This window comes from Aeromicrobium sp. JJY06, assembly GCF_044069275.1.
GTDB lineage: Bacteria > Actinomycetota > Actinomycetes > Propionibacteriales > Nocardioidaceae > Aeromicrobium > Aeromicrobium tamlense.
Genome location: NZ_JBIMRD010000002.1, coordinates 123,313 through 146,468, shown reverse-complemented (window position 1 = coordinate 146,468; position 23,156 = coordinate 123,313). Strand labels below are relative to the sequence as shown.

Below are 23,156 nucleotides of genomic sequence, written 5' to 3'. Positions count from 1 at the left end.
CCTCACACCCGCGCCCGGCGACGACCCGCACGGGCGCCCCACAGGTAGCCCGCGGCCTCCATCACGCGCATGCCGGCCATGCCGAGCGCGTGGACGGGGCGACGGGCGAGCCGGCGCCAGCTCTGGGCGTAGGCACGCAGCACGCCGGAGCCTTGGTCGGCCATCGCGCGGTCGTGACGCTCGACCAGCGCCGGGAGGCTGAGCCCGTAGTAGTAGCGCTTCTGCCAGATGTCGCGCAGGGTCAGCCGGCCCTCGTCGTGGTCGACCACGACGGGCGCGAGCTCGACGGTGCCGCCGGCGTCGCGGATGCGGAAGCGCAGGTCGGCGTCCTCCGGGCCCGACATCGACTCGTGGAACCCGTCGGCGAGCATGTCGGCTCGGCGCAACAGGCGCGGGTTGTGCAGCCACGGCGCGTCGAGGTAGCACTCGCGCTCGAGCGCGCGGCACGCCGTCCAGAAGCCGTCGCCGATCGTGCGCTCGGGCAGCGCGACGCCCGTGGCGTCGGTGACGGCGGCCGTGCGCACGGCGGCGCTGACCGCGTCGGTGGGCAGGTACATGTCGCTGTCGAGCCACAGGATCCAGACGCCCTCGGCGGCGCGGATGCCGCGGTTGCGCTGGGCGCTGCGCTCGGGACCGGCCGTGATGACCACGTCGGCGATCCCCCGCGCGATGTCATCGGTCCCGTCGGAGCTGTGGTTGTCCACCACGATCAGCTCGACGTGCGGGTGGTCCTGCGCGCGCACCGACGCCAGGCAGCGCTCGATCGTGCGGGCGTTGTTCCGCGTCGGCACGATCACCGACACCAGGGGCTCAGTCATCGTCGTCCCTCCGCAGGAGCAGGATGAGGCTGCCGGCGACGGCCAGCACGAGGCCCGCGCCCGCGAGGTGGTGCGGCACCAGGCTGGCCGCGATCACGTCGGCGGACAGCTCGCCGATCCCGTCGCGCCGGGCCTGCACGACCAGCAGCGCCAGGATCGAGGCGAACACCAGTCCCGACCCGAGGTACACGAGACGGCGCGGGTCGACCGGCCGCAGCCACGTCAGCACGACGGCGACGAGCGCGCCCGCCAGGCCGCCCCAGCCCAGCAGGAGTCCGGCGCCGACGACGCCGGTCACCGCGAGCACGGGTGCCGAGGCCCACCGCGGGCGCAGGGTGGTGGGCCCGGCCGGACCGTCGGGCAGCGCGAACAGGCGGCGGCGCACGAGGGCGGCGACGATCAGCGCGAGGGCCGCGAGCAGGCCGACGCCGCTCGCGCCGAGCGCGATGTTGGCCCACGTCTGCGGGGCGTAGCGGATGTCGATCGTGGCGGCGGCACCGTCCTCGACGATCCAGCCCGTGGAGAAGCCGTCGAGCGTGACGGGGGCGCCCAGGTCCTTCCCGTCGGCGGTGGCCCGCCAGTCGGGGTTGTAGCTCTGGCCCGTGACGACGGCGTAGGGGCCGTCCGTGACCTCGACGTCGAGCGTCTGGTGGGCGTCACCGTCGCGGGTGGTCTCGGAGATGATCGGCGAGCCGAAGCGCTCGAGCGACTCCCGGGTGTCGCTCAGCTGGAGCGAGTCGAGGATGAACGCGGGGTTGGCGTCGATCGTGTGCTCGCCCGCCTCGAGGCGCGTGGTGTCGCAGCCGACCCACGGCGTGCCCTGCTGGTCCTTGCGCGCCAGCAGACTGGTCTGCGGCCGCATCAGCAGGCCGGTCCCGTCGGCGAGCGCGACCGGCAGGCACTGCTGCTCGTCCTCGTCGGCCTCCGGAACCTGCAGGCCCGTGTCGATCGAGCGGAACGTGGGCGGGACGCCCGAGGGGTCGCCGGCGATGCCGTCGATCGTGACCCGGACGGCGGAGCCACGGACGGGCTCGTCGAGCTCGATCGTGGTCTCCCCCAGGCCGATCTCGGACTCGGCGACGTCGCGGCCGTCGACGCTGACCGTGACGCGGGAGGCGCGGTGGCGGGTCTGGTCGTCGAGGATCCTCGCGGGCTCCTGGTCGATGACGACGCGCTCGATCCGGCGCTCGTCGCCGCGGATCTCCCACCAGGCACCGCGGGTGTTGCCGCCGGGCACCCAGCCGGTGTCGGCGTCGCCGTCGGCGGCGCGCGAGGCGCGGTAGACGGGGTTGTCGAAGTAGAAGCCGCTCGACTCCGCCTCGACCTCCTTGCCGCGACCCTCGACGCGGTCGTACATGACCTCGACGGGGCCGTTGACGCGGACGTCCGCCTTCGTCTCGAAGGTGCGGCGGTCGGGCAGGGTGACGACGCGGTTCAGCGCACGCTCGGAGTCGTCGTTGATGGAGGGCGTGTTCTGCACACGGGTCAGCAGCACGTCGAGCGGCGTGCGCGAGAAGCGCAGGCGGTCGTCGGCGTCGAGCTCGTCGTACGTGTTCGAGAGCGTGAGCGGAGTGCGGCCGGCGACGTGCGCCAGCTGGCCCAGGCCGATCTCGGCGATGCCCACGAAGTTGAAGCCCTCACCGCGGGTGGAGTCGATGGTGAGCGTGACCTCGTCGGTCTCGACGCCGCCGAGTCGCGCGGTGGCCAGGCCGCTCTCGGGCAGGGTGATGGTGTCGCTCCGACCGCCCGCGGACACCGTGACCTCGTCGATCTGCACGTCGCCGATGGGCAGCTGCGCCACGGGGACCTCGTCGAGGGTGACGGGCTCGTCGAACGTGGCGACGAGGCGCTGACCGGCGGCCGTGCCGAAGTCGCCGAACCGCCAGCCGGTGGTGAGGTCGCCGTCGACGGCGAAGTCGCCCGTGCCGTAGGGCAGGTCGAAGAACGTGCCGCCCGAGCGCGACGTGGTGACCTCGACGACCGAGTCGACGCGCACGGTCTGGTCCTCGGGATCGGTGCCGAGCGTGCGGGTGGCGCCCGGGTCCTGGTCCTCGCGCAGCAGCGGGCCCTGGCCGACGGTGAGCCGGTTGGCGATCACGCTGCGGCGCGCGTTGGTGTCGGTCAGCACCATCCGGCCGACCGTGTCGAGGGCCGTGCTGAAGTCGTCGGTCGACAGGTCCTGGGCGTACCGGACGAGCGGCGAGTCGTCGAGCAGGCCCGCGTCGGCCATCGCCGGGAACGAGAAGCCGTCGCCCGCGACGATCACCTGTCCGTCGAGCGGCACGGCGCGCAGCGGCTCGCGTGCTCCGCCGACGTCGTAGATCTGCACGGGCGGCAGCAGGTGCTCACCGTGGAAGAAGGGGTCCTCCTCCGCGGGCGAGAGCGTGTTCTGCCCGGGCACGCCGATGTTCTCGCGGCCGAAGAGGCCAGGATCGCCGGCGACCAGCTGGTTCATCTCGGACGGGCGCGCGCCGCCGGTGTTCTCCCACACCACGTCGTTGCGCAGCAGCACCTGCCCGGCGCCGAGGTAGCGCGCCATCGTGGAGACGACGGCGCCCGTGGACGTGCCGGACTGCAGCGAGCCGTCGAGCGCGGCGAGGAAGTTCACGCCGGGCGGCGAGGCGTTCGGCGTGGTCTCGGGCAGCACCGCGCGCCGGTCGATGAGCGCGTTGACGATGTCGTCGGGACGCTCCTCGGTCCATCGGTAGAACGGCCGGACCTGTCCGGGCAGCACGAGGACCGAGCCGGGACGGGTGCTCTCGTCCACCGAGGCCGCGGCCTCGTGCCAGTAGTCGGGGACGTCGATCGGCGAGATGTAGAGGCGGCCCGACAGCGCCGGCAGGCACCAGGCGGCGAACACGCTGGCGGTGACGACCACGACCACGGTGCGCGCGGGGTGGAAGCGCCAGACGCGCGGCGCGAGGTGCACGACCGCCACGACCAGGCCGATCGTCATCGCGACGACGAGCACCGCGCCGATCTTGTTGGTCGTGCGGAACGCGGAGAGCGCCGGGATCTCGAGCAGCTGGGCCAGGAGGAGGCCGAAGGGAGACGCCGGGCCGTCCTCGGTGGGGAACACGCCGACCATGACGACCGCGGCGCCGAACACGGCCACGGTGACGAGCACCCGGGCGCGGGTCCGTGCCCAGGCCAGCGCCGTGAGGCCGAGCGCCGGCCACAGCGCGGTCAGCACCATGATGAGCGGACTGACGACGTAGACCGCGTGCTCGGGCACCCAGGGCCCGGTCGAGCTGGAGCCGTACAGCGGCCACAGGCCGAGCCCGCGCAGCACCTCGGTGAGCGACGAGACCTTCGCGATGCCCGTGAGCGACTCGGAGCCCTCGACGATCTGGGCACCCGTGGTGAGCGCGGCGAACGCCGGCACGAGCCAGTAGAGCGACAGCACGACGACGAAGAGCGCGCACTTCGCGAGCACCAGCAGCGCGTCGACCCAGCGCAGTCCCTCGCTGGCGCGGATCGCCAGGACGACCGGGATCACGGCGAGCAGCTGCAGCAGCGGCACGACGGCGACGTTCATGCCGCTCATCGCGAAGAAGGTGAGGCCGAACAGCGCCGGCCACGCCCAGCTGGCCGGGCGGCGCAGGCCGTGGATGAGGCACAGCAGCTGCCACGGCAGCAGCGCCATCGGCAGCGCGATGGCCAGTGTGGCACCGGCGCTGATCGTGTAGGGGTTCGCGAGGAACAGCACGGCCGCCAGCAGCCCGCCCCAGCGCCCGACGCGCGGCGCGACGACCCGCGTCAGGCGGGCCGCGCCCCACGCGGCCACGAGCCAGAGCACGAAGTGGAAGACCTTGAACGCCATCTCGGGCGACAGCCCGATCCCCCGCAGCGCGGACAGCACGAGCAGCACCGGCGCGAGGCCCACGTTGAAGTTCGGCGAGCCCAGGTACGGCGAGGCGGTCCACGACGACATGTACTGGCCGAGCATCGCCCACGGGCGGATGTAGATCTCGGGCTTGATGTCGGTGTAGAAGGTGCCCCAGCCGTTGAGACCGATGACCAGCGCCAGAGCGACGATCGCCGAGCCCACCACGAAGCGGTAGTGGGTGAACAGGCGCACAGAGAACTCCCTCGAGGTCCGGCCGGTCGGCCGCGGGCACAGCATCGTCCAATATAGCCCGCGTCACACATCTGTTACCGGCGAGTCACGAAGCCCGGTAGCCTGAGGTCGCCATGCCCCGTCCGTCCCCCTCGTCACGCACGCGTCCGGGCGCCGGGGCGGCACTCGGCGTCACGATGGCCGTCGCCAATCTCCTGAGCTACGTCTTCGTCCTCGTCCTGTCGCGCGCGCTCGGTCCTTCGGACTTCGGCGGCTTCTCCGCGCTCTCCGCCTACGGCATCGTGCTGGCGGTGCCCGCCGGCGCGCTGCAGGTCATCGTGGCCCGTCACGTGGCCGGCGCGTCGTCGGACTCGCGCGGCCTGCGCACCGCCCTCATGGTGGGCACGGCCCTCGCCGGTGCGACGATCCTCGCCGCTCCCCTGCTGGCCGACGCGTTCCGGCTCGACACCGCGTGGTCGGCCATCTGGCTGGGCCTGACGCTGGTCCCGATGACCCTCACCGGCGCGTTCCAGGGCATCCTGCTCGGGCGCGACCGGCTGGCGGCCCTCTCGGCGATCTACGTCGCCACCGCCGGAGGGCGGCTCGCCGCCGGAGCCGGCGGCGCGGCGCTCGGCCTCTCGGTCGCCCAGGTCTTCGCCCTCCTGCTGCTCGTCGCGGCCGCCGTGGCGGTGCTCGGCGCGTGGCTGTGCCGCGAGGACCTCACGCTCGCCGAGGACCAGAGCCTGGGCACGGAGCTCATCCGCGCCACGATGTCGCTCGGCGCGTTCATCGCGCTGACGAACGTCGACGTCACGCTGGCGCGCGCCTACCTCGACGACCACGAGTCCGGCGGCTACGCCCTCGCAGCCACCTTCGGCCGCGCGATGGGCTGGGGCACCCAGTTCGTGGCGCTGCTGCTGGTCCCCCGGATGCAAGGTCCCGGAGCGGCCCGCTCGTTCCGCCGGTCGCTGCTGCTGATCCTGGCGCTCGGCCTGGCCGGGGTCGCCGTGATCGCGGTCGCCCCCTCGTTCTGGGTCGAGCTCGCCGGCGGCGCCGAGTACGCCGAGTTCGGCGGACTCGCGGTGGCGTGCGTCGGCCTCGGCGTGCTGTGGGCGCTCGTGCAGGTGTCGCTGTTCGCCGAGATGGGCCTCGACAGCCCCTGGCTCGGCCGGTTCACGTGGCTCGTCCTCGGCGTGCAGTGCGTGCTGGTGGTGCTGTGGTTCCACGACACCCCGTACGAGCTGGTCGGGGTGTGCGCGGCCGGTGCCGCGGCCATCGTGGCCGCGGCGCTGGTCCGATCGCGCCGCCTCGGAACGCGCTGACGGGACGACGGAGCGTCGGTCGTCAGTCCTGCTTCTGCTCGATCGCGCGCGACCGGCCCATGACGATGCGGGCGCCCAGCTTCATGACGCCGGGGAACTTCGTCGCGGCCTTCCACGCGAGCCGGTTGAGCCGGTTCTGCACGTGCACCTGGTAGCGGCGCAGCCACTCGTCGCGGCCCTTCAGCACCGACGGCGTGGCGCGACGGAACGTCAGCGCGTGCAGACCGTTGGCCCAGCGCGGGTCGTCGTCGGACTTCGCGTCCCACGTGGCGTCGATCGTCCACCCCGGGTGGCGGTCGAGGAAGAGGCGGTGGGCGCGCTGCACGACCGGCCACGTGGCGTCGTCGATCAGCACGAGCGCCTCGTCGGCCAGCAGCGGCTCGACGACGGCCAGCGCGAGGTAGTGCGCCAGCAGCGTGTGCTCGCCGTCGTAGAAGTAGACGCCGACCGGTCGGTCGAGGATGTTCGGGACGGCCATCAGCTTGAAGCAGTCGCCCTCGAGGAGGCGGACGTCGGCGCCCTCGCCGTACGTCGCGAGGTTGGCCATCAGCTCCTCGCGGGCCTCCTGGCCGGCCATGCCGAACTCCAGGAAGTTCTCCATGGCGTAGAAGACCTTGTCGGCGTTGTCGCGGACCGTGCCGCACATCGACCGGCCCTTGAAGGTGCCGACCTCGAGGTAGGCCTCGTCGGCGGGCATCAGGGACGCCGCCAGGTTGAGCATCGCGAGCTCGTTGGAGGACGTGAAGCCCGTGACGTCGGCCTTGACCTGGTCCCAGTACGGATCGATCGGATCGGTGTCCTGCGGATCGCCGGGGAAGAGCGTCGGGGCGCGGTCGAAGAATGCGGAGGTGTCCATGAATGCCTTTCGTGCGGCGACCAGCCTACCTGCTGGTAACCGGATTCTGGGGTGAACCGAGCGGGTTCACGCGCGGGTCTGCCAGCGCTCCCGGATCGAGGGCGCGAGCCACGTCCAGACCATCGGCGTGGCCTCCTCGGAGAAGTGCAGCTGGTCGCGGAAGACCTCGATCCCGTGGCGCTCCTTGGCGAAGCCGCGCTGGCACTCGAGGGCGTCGTAGAGGTCGAGCACGGGCACCCCGTTCGCCTCCGCCCACGCGGTGAGCCAGCCGTTGATCCGGCGCGGATCGACCACCGTCTCGGCGATCTCGGGACGCTCGTCGAACCAGTCCTCGTCCTCCGCGTCGATCTGGTAGTCGCCGATCGAGTCGGCGCGGCACGGCAGCGTGGCCAGCTGCACCTGCTGGACGTCGGCGGCCCGGGCGTCGGCGAGCAGCCCGTCGAGCTGCTCCTCCACGGTCGCGCGGTAGGCGGGATCGTCGACCTCGAGCAGGCTGCCGTCCTCGCGCTCGTGCGGCACGCCCAGCACCGAGCCCACCATGAGCACCAGGACCTCGGCGTCGGCGTCGCGCAGGTTCTCGGTCAGGTTCTCGCGGCCCTCGCGGCACGCGTCCGAGACCTCCTCCTGATTGCGCGGCGTCCAGTGGATCGTGAGCGGCAGCAGGCTGCAGCCCTCGGTGGCCAGGTCGGTGACCTGCAGGTCGGAGAAGGTGCGGTCGGGGAAGCCCTGCGCGAGGTAGTGGGCGACGGAGTCGCCGTAGAGCGCGGTGCGCACGGTCTCGTCCTGGGGCGTGTAGGTCGGGGTGCCGTCGACGAGCGCCGGCACCCGGCCCGCCTCGAGGTCCTCCTCGACGGTGGGCACGTCGCCCACCCGGACCGCAGCGAGGACGACCGCCGCGGTGGCGCCGACCGCCAGCACGCGGCCGCGATCGATCCCGCCGGTGAGCCGCGCGAGTCCGCCGAGCATGACCGGTACCTCGACGAGGTGGAAGCTCAGCGCCGCCAGCGCCAGCGTGACGAGCGAGCCCAGGATGAGGGTGCCCTCGACGGGCAGCGCCGGCGCGTAGCGGTCGAGCCACAGCTTCACGGGCCAGTGCCACAGGTACAGCCCGTACGTGAGGATGCCGAGGTAGACCAGCGGCGCCACCGTGAAGACGCGGCGGAACAGACCCGGCCCGACCTGGACGGCGCCCGCCAGCCCGACGGCCGTGAGCGCCGCCAGCATGAGCATGCCGCCGGACTCGAACATGAACGGCGACAGCGGCGGCACGACGAAGAAGCACGCGATCGACGTGAGCGTGGCCGCCCAGGCCCAGAAGGCCGCGACCCGCGGGCGCATGTCGGCGGGCCGGTGGCCGTCGCGGTCAGGCCCGACGGCGAAGGCGACCGCCATGCCGGCGAGCAGCGCCTGCACGCGGGTGTCGGTGCCGTAGTAGGCGTGAGCCTGCGCCTCGGTGGAGCCGACGCCCACCATGGCCGTCCAGACGGCCGAGGCGGTGGCGAGCGACGCGACGACGGCCACGCGCGCCCAGCGTCGGTGGACGAGGCGGATCAGCGCCATCACCAGGAACGGCGCGACGAGGTAGAACTGCTCCTCCACCGCGAGGGTCCACACGTGGCGCAGGAAGGAGGGGTTGGCCCACTCGACGAAGTACTGGTCGGCCTGCTGGACCAGCCGCCAGTTCATGACGAAGCCCATCGTGGCGAGGATGTCGCCGCGCATCGAGCGACGCGTGGCGTGATCGGCCGCGAGCACCCCCCACGTGGCGATCGCCAGCAGCATGATCGTCAGGGCCGGCAGCAGGCGCCGCGCGCGACGCCGGAAGAAGTCGACCACGTCGATCCGGCCCCGGCGCGCGTGCTCCTTGAGCATGATCATGACGATCACGTAGCCCGAGAAGACGAAGAACAGGCTGATGCCGACCCACGCGCCCTGCAGGGCCGAGACGCCGAAGTGGTAGAGCAGCAGGACGACGACGGCCAGGCCGCGCACGCCGTCGAGGGTCGCGCTGCGCGAGCCTTGGCTGTTCCTCAGGGAGAAGACCGAGCTCATCGCGTGGCCTCCCGCGCCCGGTCGCGCACCGCCGGCGCCAGCCAGGTCCACACCATCGCCGCGGCCTCGTCGTCGAAGTGCAGGCCGTCGCTGAAGAGGGTCACGTCGTTGATCTCCTGCACGGGCCCGTCACCGCAGCCCAGCACGCCGTAGAGGTCCACCAGCGGCACGGAGCGCGCACGCGCCCACGCCCGCACCCAGTCGTTGACGACGGAGGGCTCGGCGGTGGCGTCGATGACCTCGGGATGGTCGGCGACGTACGTGGAGATGCCCGGGATCGTCGCCATCTGGCGCGGGTCGCGGCACGGCAGGGTGGCCACCTGCATCGTGGTGCCGGACTCGGCGGCGCCCTCCCGGAGGCGGTCGAGGGCGTCGAGCACCTCACGCCGGAATTGCGGCGACTCGAGCCAGATCGGTTCGCCGGCGGGGTCCTCGTGCGGGATCGCCGCGAACGTCGGCAGCATCACGAGCACGGTGTCCACGTCGGCGTCGCGCACGTTCGCGGCGAAGTCGCGCTTCGCGGCCCGGCACTCGTCGTCCTGCTGGAGCTCGCGGTAGGCGATGCGCGACTCGAGCAGGTCACACCCCGGCACGGCGAGCGAGGTCACCGAGAGGTCCTCGTACTGCTCCGCGGGGAAGACCTCGGCCAACCGGTCGGGCAGGGAGTCTCCGAACACGGCGATGCGGGTGGGCTCCTCCCCCGCCTCGTAGGCGGGCTGGCCGGCGCGCAGGGGCGGCACGTCGCGCGCCGCGACGGCCTGTCCGGTGGCGGGGACCTGCCCGACGAGCACCGCCATCACGACGACCGACGCGGGACCGACGACCGCCAGCCAGCCCGGCCGGCGCAGCCGCGGCACGAGGCCGCGCAGGCCGTGGTCGAGCACGGGCCGCTCGAGGTAGCGATAGCTGAGCGACGCCAGCAGGGTCGTGACGAGACAGCCGACCACGATCTCGGCAGCGGTGCCGATCTGGGGCACGCCGCGCTCGATCCAGAGCTTGACGGGCCAGTGGTAGAGGTACAGCCCGTAGCTGCGCTCCCCGAGCCACGCCAGCGGCCGCCAGCCGAGGACGTGGTGCACCGAGAGGTCGGGCCGGGCGACGCATGCCCACACGAGCACCGCCACGATCGCCGACTGCACGAGGATGCCGCCCCGCTCGAAGAACAGCGACGACATCGGGTCGACCAGGACGAGCGCGGTCAGCAGACCGAGGAGCGACGCCCAGGCAACCGGCTCGAGCACTCCCCGCGACGGGACGCGGCGGGTCACCGCTCCGGTCCCCGCCACGAGGTACGCGAGGAGGACGCCCACGAGGAGGGACTGCACGCGGGTGTCCGTCCCGTAGTAGGCGTGCGCCTGCGCGGTGGCGTCGCCGACGCCGACCTGTGTGGTCCACCACGCCGAGGCGAGGGCCAGCAGCACCAGGACGACGGCTGCGATCCGGCGCGATCCCAGCCACGCCAGCACGGCGAGCAGCAGCGGGACGACCACGTAGAACTGCTCCTCGACCGACAGGGTCCAGGCGTGGCGCAGCATCGAGGCCGAGCCGAACTCGGCGAAGTACTGGTCGGCCTGCGCGATGAGCCGCCAGTTCATGACGAAGCCGAGGGTGGCCACGAGGTCGCCGCGCAGCTGGCGGCGCGCGGCGTCGTCGGCGAACGCCAGTCCCCAGACAGCCAGGACGAGCAGCAGGGCGATGAGCGCCGGCAGCAGCCGGCGGGCGCGGCGTCGGTAGAAGCCCAGCAGGTCGACCCGCCCGAAGCGCTCGCGCTCGACCAGGAGCAGCCGGGCGATGAGGAATCCGGAGAGGACGAAGAACACGTTGATGCCGGTCCAGGCACCGCCCAGGACGGTCAGGCCGAAGTGGTAGGCCATGAAGAGGAGCATGAAGCCGCCACGGATGCCGTCCAGCGAGGCGACCCGGGCGCGTGCCGGAGCCGCCGTCACGCCCACGCCCGCCGTGCCTGCTCGAGGGCCTCGGGCGTCCCCACGTCGAGGAACTCCGCGTCGTCGCGGTGCGCGCGGACGTCGGCACTCGTGACCAGGCGCGGGAACACGTCGACCTCGACGGACAGCGGGACGGTGTCCGGCAGGCCAAGCAGGACCTCGCCGCGCATCACGTAGGTGCCGGCGTTCACGAGACCCGGCACGGCCTCGGCGGGCTTCTCGTGGAACCCGGTGACGCGGTCGCCGTCGAGCGACACCACGCCGTAGGCCCGGGCGTCGGACACCTCGCGCACGTGCAGGAGGACGGCGGCACCGGACTCCTCGAACACGCGCACCTGGGCGGCGAGGTCGTGCCGCGAGAGCAGGTCGCCGTTCACCACCACCACGGTGTCCCCGGGCGCGACGGTGCCGCGCGCGGCGAGCGCGAGCGCGCCCCCGGTGCCGAGCGGCTCGTCCTCGCGGCTGTACGACAGGCGCGCGCCCCACGCCTCGCCGGTGCCCAGCTGCTGCACGACCCGGTCGGCGCCGTACCCGACGGCGACGGTCACGTCCGGGACGCCGGCGGCGACGAGGCGACGGATCTGGTGGGCGACGAGAGGCTCTCCGCCGACCTCGACGAGGGGCTTGGGCAGGTCGCCGCTCGCGGCTCGCAGGCGGGTCCCGAGACCTCCGGCGAGAACGATCCCACGGCGCACAGACACAGCCCTAACTCTTGGTTACCCGCGCGTACGCACGGCGTTCGCCATAGTAGTATGCGTCACATGCTCGACGACTCCGATGTGCGTTCTCGCCCCGTCCCCAACCTCGGGACGAAGGTGGCGATCCTCGCGGCGATCCCGTTTCTGGCGTACGGGATCTACCTGCTGCTGACGCCCATCACCGAGATCCAGACCAGCTCGGGCGCGATCTTCGAGTGCGGCTCCGCGCTGCAGCCTCCCGCGGACAAGTTCCAGGCCGGCGTGTGCGGTCCGATCAACACGCAGTACCTCTACGGTGCGCTCGCCTCCATCGTCGCCGCAGTGGGCATCGCCGGAGTCGGCGCGATGCTCTTCGGCTTCACGCACCAGGTCGAGCGCGCCCGCGGCGACCGTCACGGCTACGCGGACGACTACGAGTACTCCGACCGCGACCGCGACGAGCGTGGCTCGGTGCGCGGCACCGACCGTGACGACCACTCCGACGGCGGCGCGCGGCGCCGACTCCTCGACGACGGACGCTGAGACCCGCGGGCCCCGCCCGCCGCCTCGAACCTCATGTCGGCTCCCACTCCTGCGCTGCGTGCGCGACTGCCCTACCGTCCCGCCCTCGACGGCCTGCGCGCGGTCGCGATCATCGGCGTCCTCGTCTTCCACCTCGACGAGCGATTCCTCCAGGGCGGCTGGCTGGGCGTCGACCTGTTCTTCGTCCTGTCGGGCTTCCTGATCACGAACCTCCTCGTCGCCGAGCAGGACCGCTGGGGCCGCATCAGCGTCGTCCGCTTCTGGGGCGCGCGCATGCGGCGACTGCTGCCGTCGCTCATCACGGTGCTGCTGGCCGTCTCGGTCGCCGCGTGGATCTGGACCCTCCCCGGCCGCCGCACCGCGGTCGCCTGGGACATCGTCTCCTCGCTGTTCTACGTCTCGAACTGGCGCTTCATGCTCGGCGACGAGCAGTACTTCGACCAGCTCTCGCTCCCCTCGCCGGTCCGCCACACGTGGTCGCTGTCGATCGAGGAGCAGTTCTACCTCGTCTTCCCGCTGCTGCTGCTGCTCGTCAGCGCCGTGGTCCGGGCCCGGCGCCGGCAGTCGATCGTCTTCGCGGCGCTCGCTGCCGCCTCGGCCCTCGCGATGGCCAACGGGTACGCGAACGGCACCGAGATCACCTCGCTCTACTACAGCACCGTCACGCGGGCGTTCGAGCTGCTGATCGGCGTCTGCGCCGCCCTGGTGCTGGGTCGGACCGCCTTCCGCGAGCGCCGCTCCTCGGTGCTGACCGATGTCATGGCCTGGGGCGCCCTGGCGCTCATCGTGGCGGCCATGGTGGTCACCGACTCGTCGGCCGCGGCCGTCTACCGCGGTGGTCTCGTGCTGGTCTGCCTGGCCGCGCTCGTCGCGATCCTTGCGGCCGCCAGCGGCACCGCAGGCACCTTCAACCGCGCGATCGGCAGCCCGGTCCCCCGCTGGATCGGCCTCATCAGCTATCCCCTCTACCTGTGGCACTGGCCGGTCATCGTCTACCTCAACTCGGGCACCACCGGACTCGACGGGCTCGCCCTCGACGTGGTCCGGGTGGGCGTGTCGGTGGTACTGGCGTGGCTCACCTACCGCTTCATCGAGGCGCCGATCCGGGGACGGCGACCCTTCTTCGCCTCCGCCCGGCGCGTCTCGCGAGCGATCACGATCATGGCCGCGCCCCTCGTGCTGACGAGCGCCTTCGTCGTCGCGCACTCCCAGCCGCCGCAGTCCGAGCTGGCCGGCTACGGTCCCCACTCCGACCTGCCTCCGCTCGAGCTGACCCCGGAGCCGTACACCGCCGAGGCGCGCCGCTCGACGATGCTGCTGGGCAACTCGATCCCGTTCAGCATCTACAAGAACGTCGCCACCCACGAGTTCCGCCAGCTCTCGATGAGTCAGACCACGCACCTGGGCTGCGACCCCTTCACCCTGCAGAAGGTCGTGGACGGTGAGGCCAACGAGCCCACCCGCAGCTGCCTGGACTGGCGCAAGGAGTGGCCCGCCCTGGTCGAGGCCGAGAAGCCCGACGTCCTGCTGTTCTTCGTCCCGCAGACGTTCGTGTCCGACCTCGTCCACGACGACGAGGTCGCGACGTTCGGCACGCCCCAGCACGACGAGCTGATCCGCACCGCCCTCGACGAGGTGAACCGCAAGGCCGACGGCGCCGGCACGCTCGCGCTGTCGACGCTGGCCTGCCACGACATCCCGGCCTTCGACAAGACCGAGATGCAGCAGCTCAACGACATCGAGCGCGTCGAGCGGGTCAACTCCGTGGTCACCTCGTGGGCCAGCGAGAACCAGGTGCCCGTCGTCGACTCGTTCGCCGCGTTCTGCTCCGAGGGGTACAACCCCGTGCTGGGCGGCGATCCGCTGTACGAGGACGGCCTGCACTTCACCGTGAAGTCCGCACCGCTGGTGTGGGCGTGGATGATGCCCCAGGTGCTGCGCTTCGCCGACGAGGCCCGGGGAGCGAGCTCGTGAGCCGGGCAGCACGCGCCACCTTCTCGAGCGGCACGATCGTCGCCGTCGCGATGATGGTGATGAACGTGGCGACGTACGGCTTCAACCTCGTCGCCGCACGGCTGCTCGTTCCTGCGGAGTTCGGCGCCCTCACCGCGCTGCTGAGCCTCATCCTCATCGCGAACGTCGTGGCGCTCGCCCTCCAGGCCTCGATCGCTCGCCGGATCTCGGTCCACCCCGACCACACGGTCCAGATCGTCCACACCGCCTCGCGGGTGGCACTCGCCGTCTCGCTCGCGGTCGGCCTCGCCGTCGCGCTGTCGAGCCCGGTGCTGACGCCGGCCTTCTCCTTCGACTCGGTGCTCGCCGTGGTGTGGTGCGGGGCGATGCTCGTGCCGCTGACCCTGGCGGGCGCCCAGCTGGGCGTCGCGCAGGGCACCGGACGGTGGGGCAAGCTGGCCGCGCTCTACGTCGGCAACGGCTTCGGTCGGCTCTTCGGCGGCGTCGCCGGACTGCTCATCGAGCCCTCCGCCACCAGCGCGATGATGGGCCTGGCGATCGGTGCCTGGCTGCCCGTGGTCCTGGGGGCCGGGCTGCTCCGGGCCACCGGCACGGGCGACGTGCACAGCCGGCGTCCGCTCGTCTTCGAGACCGTCGCCTCGGCGGCCACCCTGCTGGCGTACTTCGCCTTCAGCAACGTCGACGCGCTCATCGCACGCGGCGGCTTCGAGGCCCACGACAGCGGCCTCTACGCGTCGGGGCTCATCCTCACCAAGTCCACGCTGTTCCTGCCGCAGTTCGTCAGCGTCGTGTTCTTCCCGAGCATGGCCCGCGACACCTCCCACCGCACGCGCCTGCGCGCCGCCGGGCTGGTCGGCGTGCTGGGCCTCGCCGTCGTGGCGTGCAGCGCCCTGCTGCCGCAACTCGCGCTGATCCTGGTCGGCGGCGACCAGTACCGCGAGGTCGCGGACGACCTGTGGCTGTTCGCGCTCTCGGGCACGTTCCTGGCCGTGGTCTACCTGCTGGTCTTCGATGCGCTCGCCCGACGCTCCACCGGCGTCGCCGTCCTGTTGTGGACCGCCTCGGCCACGGTGTTCGCCGTCGCGTGGTTCTGGAGGATCGACATCGTCGGCCTCGTGGTCACGATGGCGAGCGTGGCCGCCGTGGTGGCCGGCCTGCTGCTGGTGTGGCCGCTGCTGCGGCCCACTCCCCCGCGGGACGGCTCAGTGACCGGCCTCGTGCCAGGAGCGACCGACGCCGACGGACACGTCGAGCGGCACTGACAGGTCGGCCGCGGCCGCCATCTCGCGACGCACCAGATCGGTGACCTGGTCGAGCTCGCCGGCCGTGGTCTCGAGCACGAGCTCGTCGTGCACCTGCAGCAGCATCCGCGACTGGAGGCCCGCCTCGTCGATGGCGCGCTCGACGTTCAGCATCGCCACCTTGATGATGTCGGCGGCCGAGCCCTGGATCGGCGCGTTGAGCGCCATCCGCTCGGCCATCTCGCGACGCTGACGATTGTCGCTCTGCAGGTCGGGCAGGTAGCGGCGCCGCCCCATGATCGTCTCGGTGAAGCCGGTCTGGCGAGCCTCGTCCACCAGCCCGCGCAGGTAGTCGCGCACGCCGCCGAACCGCTGGAAGTAGTCGTCCATGAGGCCCTGCGCCTCGCCCGTGGAGATCGACAGCTGCTGGCTCAGGCCGTAGGCCGACAGGCCGTACGCGAGCCCGTAGTTCATCGCCTTGATCCGGGCACGCAGCTCGGTGCCGATGTCGTCGGGCTCGCGCTCGAAGACCTTCGCGGCCATCACCGTGTGGAAGTCCTCGCCCGAGTTGAACGCCTCGATCAGGTCGGCGTCCTCGGACAGGTCGGCCATGATCCGCATCTCGATCTGGCTGTAGTCGGCGGTGAGCAGGGTCTCGTACCCCTCGCCGACGACGAACGCCTCGCGGATGCGGCGGCCCGACGCGGTGCGGATCGGGATGTTCTGCAGGTTCGGGTCGTTCGAGCTGAGCCGCCCAGTGGCCGCGATCGTCTGCGCGTACGTGGTGTGGATGCGTCCGTCGTCGGAGATCGAGCGGCGCAGCGTCTCGACGGTCTGGCGCAGCTTGGTGACGTCGCGGTGCGCGAGCAGGTGCTCGAGGAACGGGTGGCCCGTCTTGGCGTAGAGCTGCTGGAGCGAGTCGGCGTCGGTCGTGTAGCCGGTCTTGGTGCGCTTGGTCTTGGGCATGCCCAGGTCCTCGAACAGGACCACCTGCAGCTGCTTGGGCGAGCCGAGGTTGATCTCCCTGCCGCCGATCGCCTCGTAGGCGCCGTTCGCGGCCTCCTGCGCGCGGGCGGCGAACTCGGACTCGAGGGTGAGCAGCGCGTCGTCGTCGACGGCGATGCCCGCCTGCTCCATCCGCGCCAGCGTGGAGACCAGCGGCAGCTCGACCTCGGCCAGCAGGCGCGTGCCGCCGGACTGCTCGACCTCGGCGGCCAGCGCGGCCGCGAGATCGAGGGCGGCCCGCGCCCGCAGCATCGCGACCTCGGCGTCGTCGTCGGTGTCGAGCGAGAGCTGGCCGGTGTCGGCGGTGTCGTCGCGCAGCTCGCGCTTGAGGTAGCGCACGGAGAGGTCGGCCAGGTCGTAGGAGCGCTGGTCGGGGCGCACCAGGTACGCCGAGACGGCGGTGTCGGCGCGCAGCCCGCGCAGGGTCCAGCCGCGGTCGGCGAGCGCGAGGATCGGGCCCTTCGCGTCGTGCAGGACCTTGCCGCGGCCGGCATCGCCGAGCCAGGCGGCCAGGGCGGCGTCGTCCTCGGGCGTGAGCTGCTCGACGTCGATCCAGGCGGCCTCGTCCTCGGCGGCGATGGCCAGGGCGATGACGTCGCCCGAGCCGCGGCCCCACGAGCCCTGGACGTGCAGGCCCACGTCGCCGCCGGCGTGCTGGTCGAGCCACGCCGCGACCTCGCCGGGCGCGAGAGCGCGACCCTCGAGGTCGAAGCCGGCCTCGGGCTGCACCTCCTCGGTGACGCCGGGGAACGTGGTGAACAGACGCTCGCGCAGGGCGGTGAACTCGAGGGAGTCGAAGACGGTGTGGACCTTCTCGCGGTCGAACGCCGTGTCGATCGTGAGGTCGGCCGGGCCGAGCGGCAGGTCGAGGTCGCGCACCAGCGCGTTGAGGCGGCGGTTGCGGATCACCGAGTCGAGGTGCTCGCGCAGGGACTGCCCCGCCTTGCCCGGCACCTCGTCGACGCGCGCGATGAGCGCCTCGAGGGTGCCGTAGCCGTTGATCCACTTCGCCGCCGTCTTGGGACCGACGCCGGGGACGCCTGGCAGGTTGTCGCTGGTCTCGCCGACGAGCGCGGCGATGTCGGGGTAGAACTCGGGCAGCACGCCGTACTTCTCCTGCACGGCCTCGGGCGTCATCCGCGCGAGGTCGGAGACGCCCTTGCGCGGGTACAGCACCGTGGTCTGCTCGGTGACCAGCTGGAGGGCGTCGCGGTCGCCGGAGCAGACCAGCACCTCCATCCCCGCGGCCTCGGCCCGGGTGGCCAGGGTGGCGATGATGTCGTCGGCCTCGTAGCCCGCCTTGTCGACGTGGCGGATGTCGAGCGCGTCGAGCACCTCCTTGACCAGGGCGACCTGGCCGGAGAACTCCTCGGGCGACTTCGACCGGTTGGCCTTGTACTCGGCGTACTCCTCGGTGCGGAAGGACTGCCGCGACAGGTCGAACGCGACACACACGTGCGTGGGCTGCTCGTCGCGCAGCACGTTGATCAGCATCGAGGTGAAGCCGAACACCGCATTGGTGCTCTGGCCGGTCGAGGTCGCGAAGTTCTCGACGGGCAGGGCGAAGAAGGCGCGGTACGCCACCGAATGTCCGTCGATCAGCAGGAGTCGGTCCACGGGACGACCCTAGTCGCCCGCGCCGACAGGTCAGCCGCGGACGGCGGCGCGGCGGCGCAGCGAGCGGCGGACGGCCAGCAGACGGCCCGTCTCGCGGGAGCCGGCGGCCTTCGCGGCCAGCCGGGCGTTGAGCTTGCCGACCGGGATCGCGCGCAGCACCGCGATCTGGTTGAAGCCCAGCTTCGTGAGGTAGCGGTTGGGCTCGCGCGCGTGGGCGGCGGACGAGGCGAGCACGAGCTCGCAGTCCTGCTCCTCGGCGTGCGCGGCCACGACGGCCAGCAGGCCCGACGCGATCGACCGGCGGCGGTGGCTGGGACGCACCTGCAGGTCGGACACGATCATGACCTTCGACATCGTGATGGGGTTCAAGGTGGCGAGGTCGGCGGTCGCCGCGGCGACGATCTCGCCGCCCACGAGCGCCACGAAGAAGCGGCGTCGGTGCTCACGGGCGTTGAACTCGATCGCCTCGCGGGCCTCGGCCTCGGTCGGGCAGCGCCACAGCGCCTGCTGGGTGTACGCCTCGGACCCCTCGTCCGTCACGGCGTCCGCACACGCGGCCCACAGCGCGATCAGGGCGGCGGCGTCGTCGACCTCGACATCGCGAATCTCGACGGGCTGGCGCAATGCCATCGACGTGGCACCTCCGGGCGGGGGACGGACGGGGACGGGCGACAGCCTACGCCTCCGCGTCGGCTCGTGTGAATGGCTGTCCGGCCTCCGCAATCGAAACCGAACTGTTACCAAAGCGACCCGCGAGAGACCGGCGGGGAAACGCCGGGATCGCTATGCTCTTCGGGATCGACTCTGGCGTACCTGACCCCGGTGCGCAGACAGCGACAGGAGAATGCGTGCGACTGCGAACAGCGGCGCTGCTCTCGGTGATCGTTGCCGGACTCGTGCTTCTCGCGAATCCGGCAATGGCTGAGACCACGTCCCCCACACCCGGACCCAGTGCCTCGGCGCCGGCCTCCGATGCCCCCGTCACGGGTCCTGCGATCCGCGTACGGCTGCTCGACCAGCAAGGCGGCAAGGCGGCCAACGATCCGCCGCCCGTCCCTGGCGTCACCGTGAGCGTCGCGGACGACTCGGGCTCCGAGCTCGGCTCGGCCGTCACCAACGACCAGGGCGTGGCCGCGGTCGCGATCCCCGGCAAGGGAACGTACGAGGTCTCCATCGACGAGTCCACGCTCCCCTCGGGCGTGAAGCTGACGGGCAAGAAGACCCTGACGGTGAAGGTCAACCTGGCGTCCGGCCAGAACGTGGCCTTCCCGCTGAACGGCAAGGTCGTCGAGGCCACCCCGTTCGCCGAGCGTCTCGTCGACAGCATCGTCTCGGGCGTCAAGTACGGCCTCATCATCGCGCTCGCCGCGATGGGCCTGTCGCTGATCTTCGGCACCACGGGCCTGACGAACTTCTCGCACGGCGAGCTCATCACCTTCGGCGCCATCTCGGCCTACGTCCTCAACGTCACCTTCGGGCTGCCACTCATCCTGGCCGGACTGCTGACGATCGGCATCGGCGGCCTGTTCGGCTGGGGCCAGGACCGCGTGCTCTGGAGACCCTTGAGGTCCCGCGGCACGGGCATCATCGCGATGATGATCGTCTCGATCGGTCTGGGCCTGCTGCTGCGCAACCTGTTCCAGTTCTTCTTCGGCGCCGGCACCCGCTCCTACAACGAGTACACCTCGCAGCGAGCGCGTGACTTCGGCCTGTTCGACCTGTCGGACAAGGAGATCGCGATCATGGGCATCGCGATCGTCGCCATCGTCGTCACGACGACGATCATGTCCCGCACCCGCTTGGGCAAGGCGATGCGCGCCGTCTCGGACAACCCGGCCCTGTCGGCCTCGTCCGGCATGCGCGTCGACGGCGTCATCTCCTCGGTCTGGACGATGGGCGCGGCCCTCTCGGCCCTGGCCGGCGTCCTGCTCGGCGTCAACAGCCAGGTCAACTTCATGATGGGCTACCAGCTGCTGCTCATGGTGTTCGCCGCGACCGTGCTCGGTGGCCTTGGCACCGTCTGGGGCGCCGTGATCGGCTCCCTCGTCATCGGTGTCATCACCGAGGTCGGCCCCCTGCTGGGCGTGCCCAGCTCCATCAAGGAGGTGGGCGCGCTGATCGTGCTCATCCTCATCCTGCTCATCAGGCCGCAGGGCATCTTGGGCCGCGCGGAGAGGATCGGCTGACCCATGGACATCGGCAACATCATCGACGCGGCGTTCTCCAACGCCTTCGGCCCCCAGGCGATCGTCTTCGCGCTCGCCGCCATCGGCCTGAACGTCCACTTCGGCTACACGGGCCTGCTGAACTTCGGCCAGGCCGGCTTCATGGCGGTGGGCGCCTACGGCCTCGCCGTCACCATGGTCCGCCTGGACCTGCCCCTGCTGGTCGGCGTCGCCGCCGGCCTGTTCGCCTCGCTGCTGCTCGCGCTCGTCCTGGGTGTCCCCACCCTGAGACTGAGGGCCGACTACCTGGCGATCGTCACGATCGCCGCAGCCGAGATCCTGCGCCTGGTGTTCGGCGCCGTCGAGACCAAGAAGGTCTTCGGCGGCTCCAACGGCCTCAACGGCTTCACCGACACGTGGAACGACCTCAACCCGTACACGGGTGGCATCGACATCGGCATCGCCTCCTGGGGTCGCAACGACCTCTGGGCCATGACCGTCGGCTGGATCGCGGTGGCGCTGTGCTGCCTGCTGATCTGGGCGCTCATGCGCAGCCCCTGGGGCCGCGTCCTGCGCTCGATCCGCGAGGACGAGGACGCCGTCCGCTCGCTGGGCAAGAACGTGTTCCTGTACAAGATGCAGGCGCTGATGCTCGGCGGCATGATCGGCGGCCTCGGCGGCATCTTCTACGCGCTGAAGCAGGCGTCGGTCGTGCCGTCGGACTACAGCACCAACCTGACGTTCTTCGCCTACACGGCGCTGCTGATCGGTGGCGCGGCCCGCGTGCTGGGCCCCGTCGTCGGCTCCATGATCTTCTGGTTCCTCATCAGTGGCCTCGGCGAGTTCTTCAGCCAGGCCACCTCCGGCGTCGACCCGCTGATCCCGGCCTCGATCATGACTGACACGCAGGCCAGCCTCATCCGCTTTATTCTCATGGGCCTCGGCCTCATGCTGCTGATGATCTACCGACCCCAGGGGATCTTCGGCGACCGAAGGGAGATCGCGATCGATGCCCGTTGACATCACCAGCGCCCGCGAGGCGCTCGCCGCCCTGCCGAACGATCCGGGCGTCAGGAAGCCCGACCCGATCGTCGTCGGCGACGACATCACCCGCACGTTCGGCGGCCTCAAGGCCGTCGACGTGGAGCACATCGAGATCCAGCGCGGCGTCATCACCGCCCTGATCGGGCCGAACGGCGCGGGCAAGACCACGCTGTTCAACCTGCTCACCGGCTTCGACGTCCCCGACACCGGCTCGTGGTCCTTCGAGGACAACTCGCTGGCCAAGGTGCCCGCGTACAAGGTGGCGCGCCTGGGCATGGTGCGCACGTTCCAGCTGACCAAGGTGCTCTCGAAGCTCACGGTCATCGAGAACATGCGTCTCGGTGCCACCGGCCAGCGCGGTGAGAAGTTCTTCCCCGCGATCGTCAAGGCGCTGTGGGGCGGCCAGGAGGACGAGATCACCGCTCGTGCCGACGAGCTGCTCACCCGGTTCAAGCTCGACGCCAAGCGCGAGGACTTCGCCGGCTCGCTCTCGGGCGGCCAGCGCAAGCTCCTCGAGATGGCGCGCGCGCTGATGGTCGACCCCGACCTGATCATGCTCGACGAGCCGATGGCCGGCGTGAACCCCGCGCTCAAGCAGTCCCTGCTCGGGCACGTGAAGTCGCTGCGCGACGAGGGCCGCACGGTCCTGTTCGTCGAGCACGACATGGACATGGTCCGTGACATCTCGGACTGGGTCATCGTCATGGCCCAGGGCCAGATCGTCGCCGAGGGCACGCCCGATGCCGTGATGGCCGACCAGCGCGTCATCGACGCCTACCTGGGCGCCCACCACGACACCGACCTGAGCGAGCTCAACGAGGACGAGCTGGCCGAGCAGGTCGAGGCCGAGATCGATGCGGAGGAGAGCCAGTGAGCGACGCCATCCCCACTCCCCAGACCCCCGAGTCGGAGCGTCGGAAGCACGCCGAGGGCGCCGACGGCGCCGTCGTCCGCGCCGACAACCTGATCGCGGGCTACCTGCCGGGCGTGAACATCCTCAACGGTGCCGACCTGTACTGCCAGCCCGGCGAGCTGGTCGGCATCATCGGCCCGAACGGCGCGGGCAAGTCCACGCTGCTCAAGGCGCTGTTCGGCCTGGTGAAGATCCACTCCGGCACGGTGACGCTGAAGGGTGAGGAGATCACCAATAAGCGCGCCGACGTGCTGGTCAGCCAGGGCATCGGCTTCGTCCCCCAGACGAACAACGTGTTCCCGAGCCTGACGATCGAGGAGAACCTCGAGATGGGCTGCTACCAGGACCCGTCGAAGTTCAAGGAGCGGTTCGCCTTCGTGACCGACCTGTTCCCGACGCTGGGCCAGCGCGCGAAGCAGCGCGCCGGCTCGCTGTCGGGCGGCGAGCGCCAGATGGTGGCCATGGGCCGCGCCCTCATGATGGACCCGTCCGTGCTGCTGCTCGACGAGCCGTCCGCGGGCCTGTCCCCTGTCATGCAGGACGAGGTCTTCGTCCAGACGCGCAAGATCAACCAGGCGGGCGTCTCGATCATCATGGTCGAGCAGAACGCCCGTCGCTGCCTGCAGATCTGCGACCGCGGCTACGTGCTCGACCAGGGCACCACGGCCTACAGCGGCACCGGTCGCGAGCTGTCCAACGATCCCAAGGTCATCGAGCTGTACCTGGGCACGCTGGGCAAGCAGGCCGGCTGACCCAGCACCACCGCGAACGCCCCGCCTCCTTCCGGAGGCGGGGCGTTCGTCGTGTGAGGACTCGCCGGGGCGGTGAGCTGTCAACCCTTCCGCCCGGGTCGCGGTGCCTCATCAACCGAATGGGAGGTCCATGAGGTTGACCACGCACCGCTCCCCCGGCCACCAGCGCCC

16 protein-coding genes are annotated in these 23,156 nt (G+C 71.3%); 8 read left to right on the top strand and 8 right to left on the bottom strand.

Annotated elements, in window-relative coordinates:
• Positions 1 to 2 precede the first annotated feature (2 nt).
• Together ACGWYL_RS12190 and ACGWYL_RS12185 are read right to left on the bottom strand one after the other, a co-directional pair.
• On the bottom strand, positions 3 to 818 hold the full coding sequence (locus ACGWYL_RS12190; RefSeq protein ID WP_179424963.1) for a glycosyltransferase: 816 nt from the start codon (positions 816 to 818) through the stop codon (positions 3 to 5).
• Entirely contained in the window at positions 811 to 4,899 is a 4,089-nt protein-coding gene (locus tag ACGWYL_RS12185; RefSeq protein WP_269306577.1) for an alpha-(1->3)-arabinofuranosyltransferase family protein, read from the bottom strand. Before ACGWYL_RS12185 ends, ACGWYL_RS12190 begins: the two co-directional genes overlap by 8 nt.
• Positions 4,900 to 5,012: 113 nt before the next feature.
• Here ACGWYL_RS12185 and ACGWYL_RS12180 point away from each other — a divergent pair, with 113 nt between their 5' ends.
• Entirely contained in the window at positions 5,013 to 6,200 is a 1,188-nt protein-coding gene (locus tag ACGWYL_RS12180; RefSeq protein WP_179424966.1) for a lipopolysaccharide biosynthesis protein, read from the top strand.
• 22 nt (positions 6,201 to 6,222) lie between these two features.
• Here ACGWYL_RS12180 and ACGWYL_RS12175 read toward each other — a convergent pair whose 3' ends face one another.
• From ACGWYL_RS12175 to ACGWYL_RS12160, 4 genes are all read right to left on the bottom strand, one after another.
• Complete coding sequence (locus ACGWYL_RS12175; protein ID WP_395487310.1) at positions 6,223 to 7,056, bottom strand: class I SAM-dependent methyltransferase; 834 nt, start codon at positions 7,054 to 7,056, stop codon at positions 6,223 to 6,225.
• A 66-nt stretch (positions 7,057 to 7,122) separates the two neighbouring features.
• Entirely contained in the window at positions 7,123 to 9,108 is a 1,986-nt protein-coding gene (locus ACGWYL_RS12170; protein ID WP_395487309.1) for an acyltransferase family protein, read from the bottom strand.
• A complete protein-coding gene (locus ACGWYL_RS12165) occupies positions 9,105 to 11,060 on the bottom strand; it encodes an acyltransferase family protein (protein ID WP_395487308.1) in 1,956 nt (651 codons plus the stop codon). Before ACGWYL_RS12165 ends, ACGWYL_RS12170 begins: the two co-directional genes overlap by 4 nt.
• Positions 11,051 to 11,755, bottom strand: a complete 705-nt coding sequence (locus ACGWYL_RS12160; protein WP_395487307.1) for an NDP-sugar synthase — start codon at positions 11,753 to 11,755, stop codon at positions 11,051 to 11,053. The genes ACGWYL_RS12165 and ACGWYL_RS12160 overlap by 10 nt, the downstream gene beginning before the upstream one ends.
• Before the next feature lie 60 nt (positions 11,756 to 11,815).
• On the opposite strand from ACGWYL_RS12160, the gene ACGWYL_RS12155 reads away from it, so the two are divergent.
• From ACGWYL_RS12155 to ACGWYL_RS12145, 3 genes are read left to right on the top strand one after another with little or no spacing between them, the layout of a single operon-like run.
• Entirely contained in the window at positions 11,816 to 12,274 is a 459-nt protein-coding gene (locus ACGWYL_RS12155; protein ID WP_395487306.1) for a hypothetical protein, read from the top strand.
• Positions 12,275 to 12,307: 33 nt separating this feature from the next.
• Positions 12,308 to 14,248: an acyltransferase family protein gene (locus ACGWYL_RS12150; RefSeq protein ID WP_395487305.1), complete on the top strand. Its 1,941-nt coding sequence runs from the start codon at positions 12,308 to 12,310 to the stop codon at positions 14,246 to 14,248.
• Complete coding sequence (locus ACGWYL_RS12145; protein WP_395487304.1) at positions 14,245 to 15,510, top strand: lipopolysaccharide biosynthesis protein; 1,266 nt, start codon at positions 14,245 to 14,247, stop codon at positions 15,508 to 15,510. Before ACGWYL_RS12150 ends, ACGWYL_RS12145 begins: the two co-directional genes overlap by 4 nt.
• Here the strand turns inward: ACGWYL_RS12145 and polA are convergent.
• Both polA and ACGWYL_RS12135 read right to left on the bottom strand, forming a co-directional pair.
• Entirely contained in the window at positions 15,451 to 18,111 is a 2,661-nt protein-coding gene (gene polA, locus ACGWYL_RS12140; protein WP_395487303.1) for a DNA polymerase I, read from the bottom strand. The two genes, ACGWYL_RS12145 and polA, sit on opposite strands and share 60 nt — an antisense overlap.
• A gap of 30 nt (positions 18,112 to 18,141) precedes the next feature.
• On the bottom strand, positions 18,142 to 18,741 hold the full coding sequence (locus tag ACGWYL_RS12135; RefSeq protein ID WP_179424984.1) for a GNAT family N-acetyltransferase: 600 nt from the start codon (positions 18,739 to 18,741) through the stop codon (positions 18,142 to 18,144).
• Between the two features lie 287 nt (positions 18,742 to 19,028).
• Here ACGWYL_RS12135 and ACGWYL_RS12130 point away from each other — a divergent pair, with 287 nt between their 5' ends.
• The 4 genes from ACGWYL_RS12130 to ACGWYL_RS12115 are packed head-to-tail and all read left to right on the top strand — an operon-like array spanning position 19,029 to position 22,985.
• Complete coding sequence (locus tag ACGWYL_RS12130) at positions 19,029 to 20,297, top strand: branched-chain amino acid ABC transporter permease (RefSeq protein WP_179424986.1); 1,269 nt, start codon at positions 19,029 to 19,031, stop codon at positions 20,295 to 20,297.
• Between the two features lie 3 nt (positions 20,298 to 20,300).
• Complete coding sequence (locus ACGWYL_RS12125; protein WP_179424988.1) at positions 20,301 to 21,296, top strand: branched-chain amino acid ABC transporter permease; 996 nt, start codon at positions 20,301 to 20,303, stop codon at positions 21,294 to 21,296.
• Positions 21,286 to 22,194, top strand: a complete 909-nt coding sequence (locus tag ACGWYL_RS12120) for an ABC transporter ATP-binding protein (protein WP_179424990.1) — start codon at positions 21,286 to 21,288, stop codon at positions 22,192 to 22,194. The genes ACGWYL_RS12125 and ACGWYL_RS12120 overlap by 11 nt, the downstream gene beginning before the upstream one ends.
• The gene (locus ACGWYL_RS12115) at positions 22,191 to 22,985 is read left to right on the top strand and encodes an ABC transporter ATP-binding protein (RefSeq protein ID WP_395487302.1); all 795 of its coding nucleotides are present in this window, start codon (positions 22,191 to 22,193) and stop codon (positions 22,983 to 22,985) included. Before ACGWYL_RS12120 ends, ACGWYL_RS12115 begins: the two co-directional genes overlap by 4 nt.
• Positions 22,986 to 23,156: the final 171 nt, after the last annotated feature.

Bases quoted from the DNA above. Each gene is read 5' to 3' on its own strand.
- ACGWYL_RS12190 (WP_179424963.1), bottom strand. From the start codon at position 818: ATGACTGAGCCCCTGGTGTCGGTGATCGTGCCGACGCGGAACAACGCC.
- ACGWYL_RS12180 (WP_179424966.1), top strand. From the start codon at position 5,013: ATGCCCCGTCCGTCCCCCTCGTCACGCACGCGTCCGGGCGCCGGGGCG.
- ACGWYL_RS12175 (WP_395487310.1), bottom strand. From the start codon at position 7,056: ATGGACACCTCCGCATTCTTCGACCGCGCCCCGACGCTCTTCCCCGGC.
- ACGWYL_RS12170 (WP_395487309.1), bottom strand. From the start codon at position 9,108: ATGAGCTCGGTCTTCTCCCTGAGGAACAGCCAAGGCTCGCGCAGCGCG.
- ACGWYL_RS12155 (WP_395487306.1), top strand. From the start codon at position 11,816: ATGCTCGACGACTCCGATGTGCGTTCTCGCCCCGTCCCCAACCTCGGG.
- ACGWYL_RS12150 (WP_395487305.1), top strand. From the start codon at position 12,308: ATGTCGGCTCCCACTCCTGCGCTGCGTGCGCGACTGCCCTACCGTCCC.
- ACGWYL_RS12135 (WP_179424984.1), bottom strand. From the start codon at position 18,741: ATGGCATTGCGCCAGCCCGTCGAGATTCGCGATGTCGAGGTCGACGAC.
- ACGWYL_RS12130 (WP_179424986.1), top strand. From the start codon at position 19,029: ATGGCTGAGACCACGTCCCCCACACCCGGACCCAGTGCCTCGGCGCCG.
- ACGWYL_RS12125 (WP_179424988.1), top strand. From the start codon at position 20,301: ATGGACATCGGCAACATCATCGACGCGGCGTTCTCCAACGCCTTCGGC.
- ACGWYL_RS12120 (WP_179424990.1), top strand. From the start codon at position 21,286: ATGCCCGTTGACATCACCAGCGCCCGCGAGGCGCTCGCCGCCCTGCCG.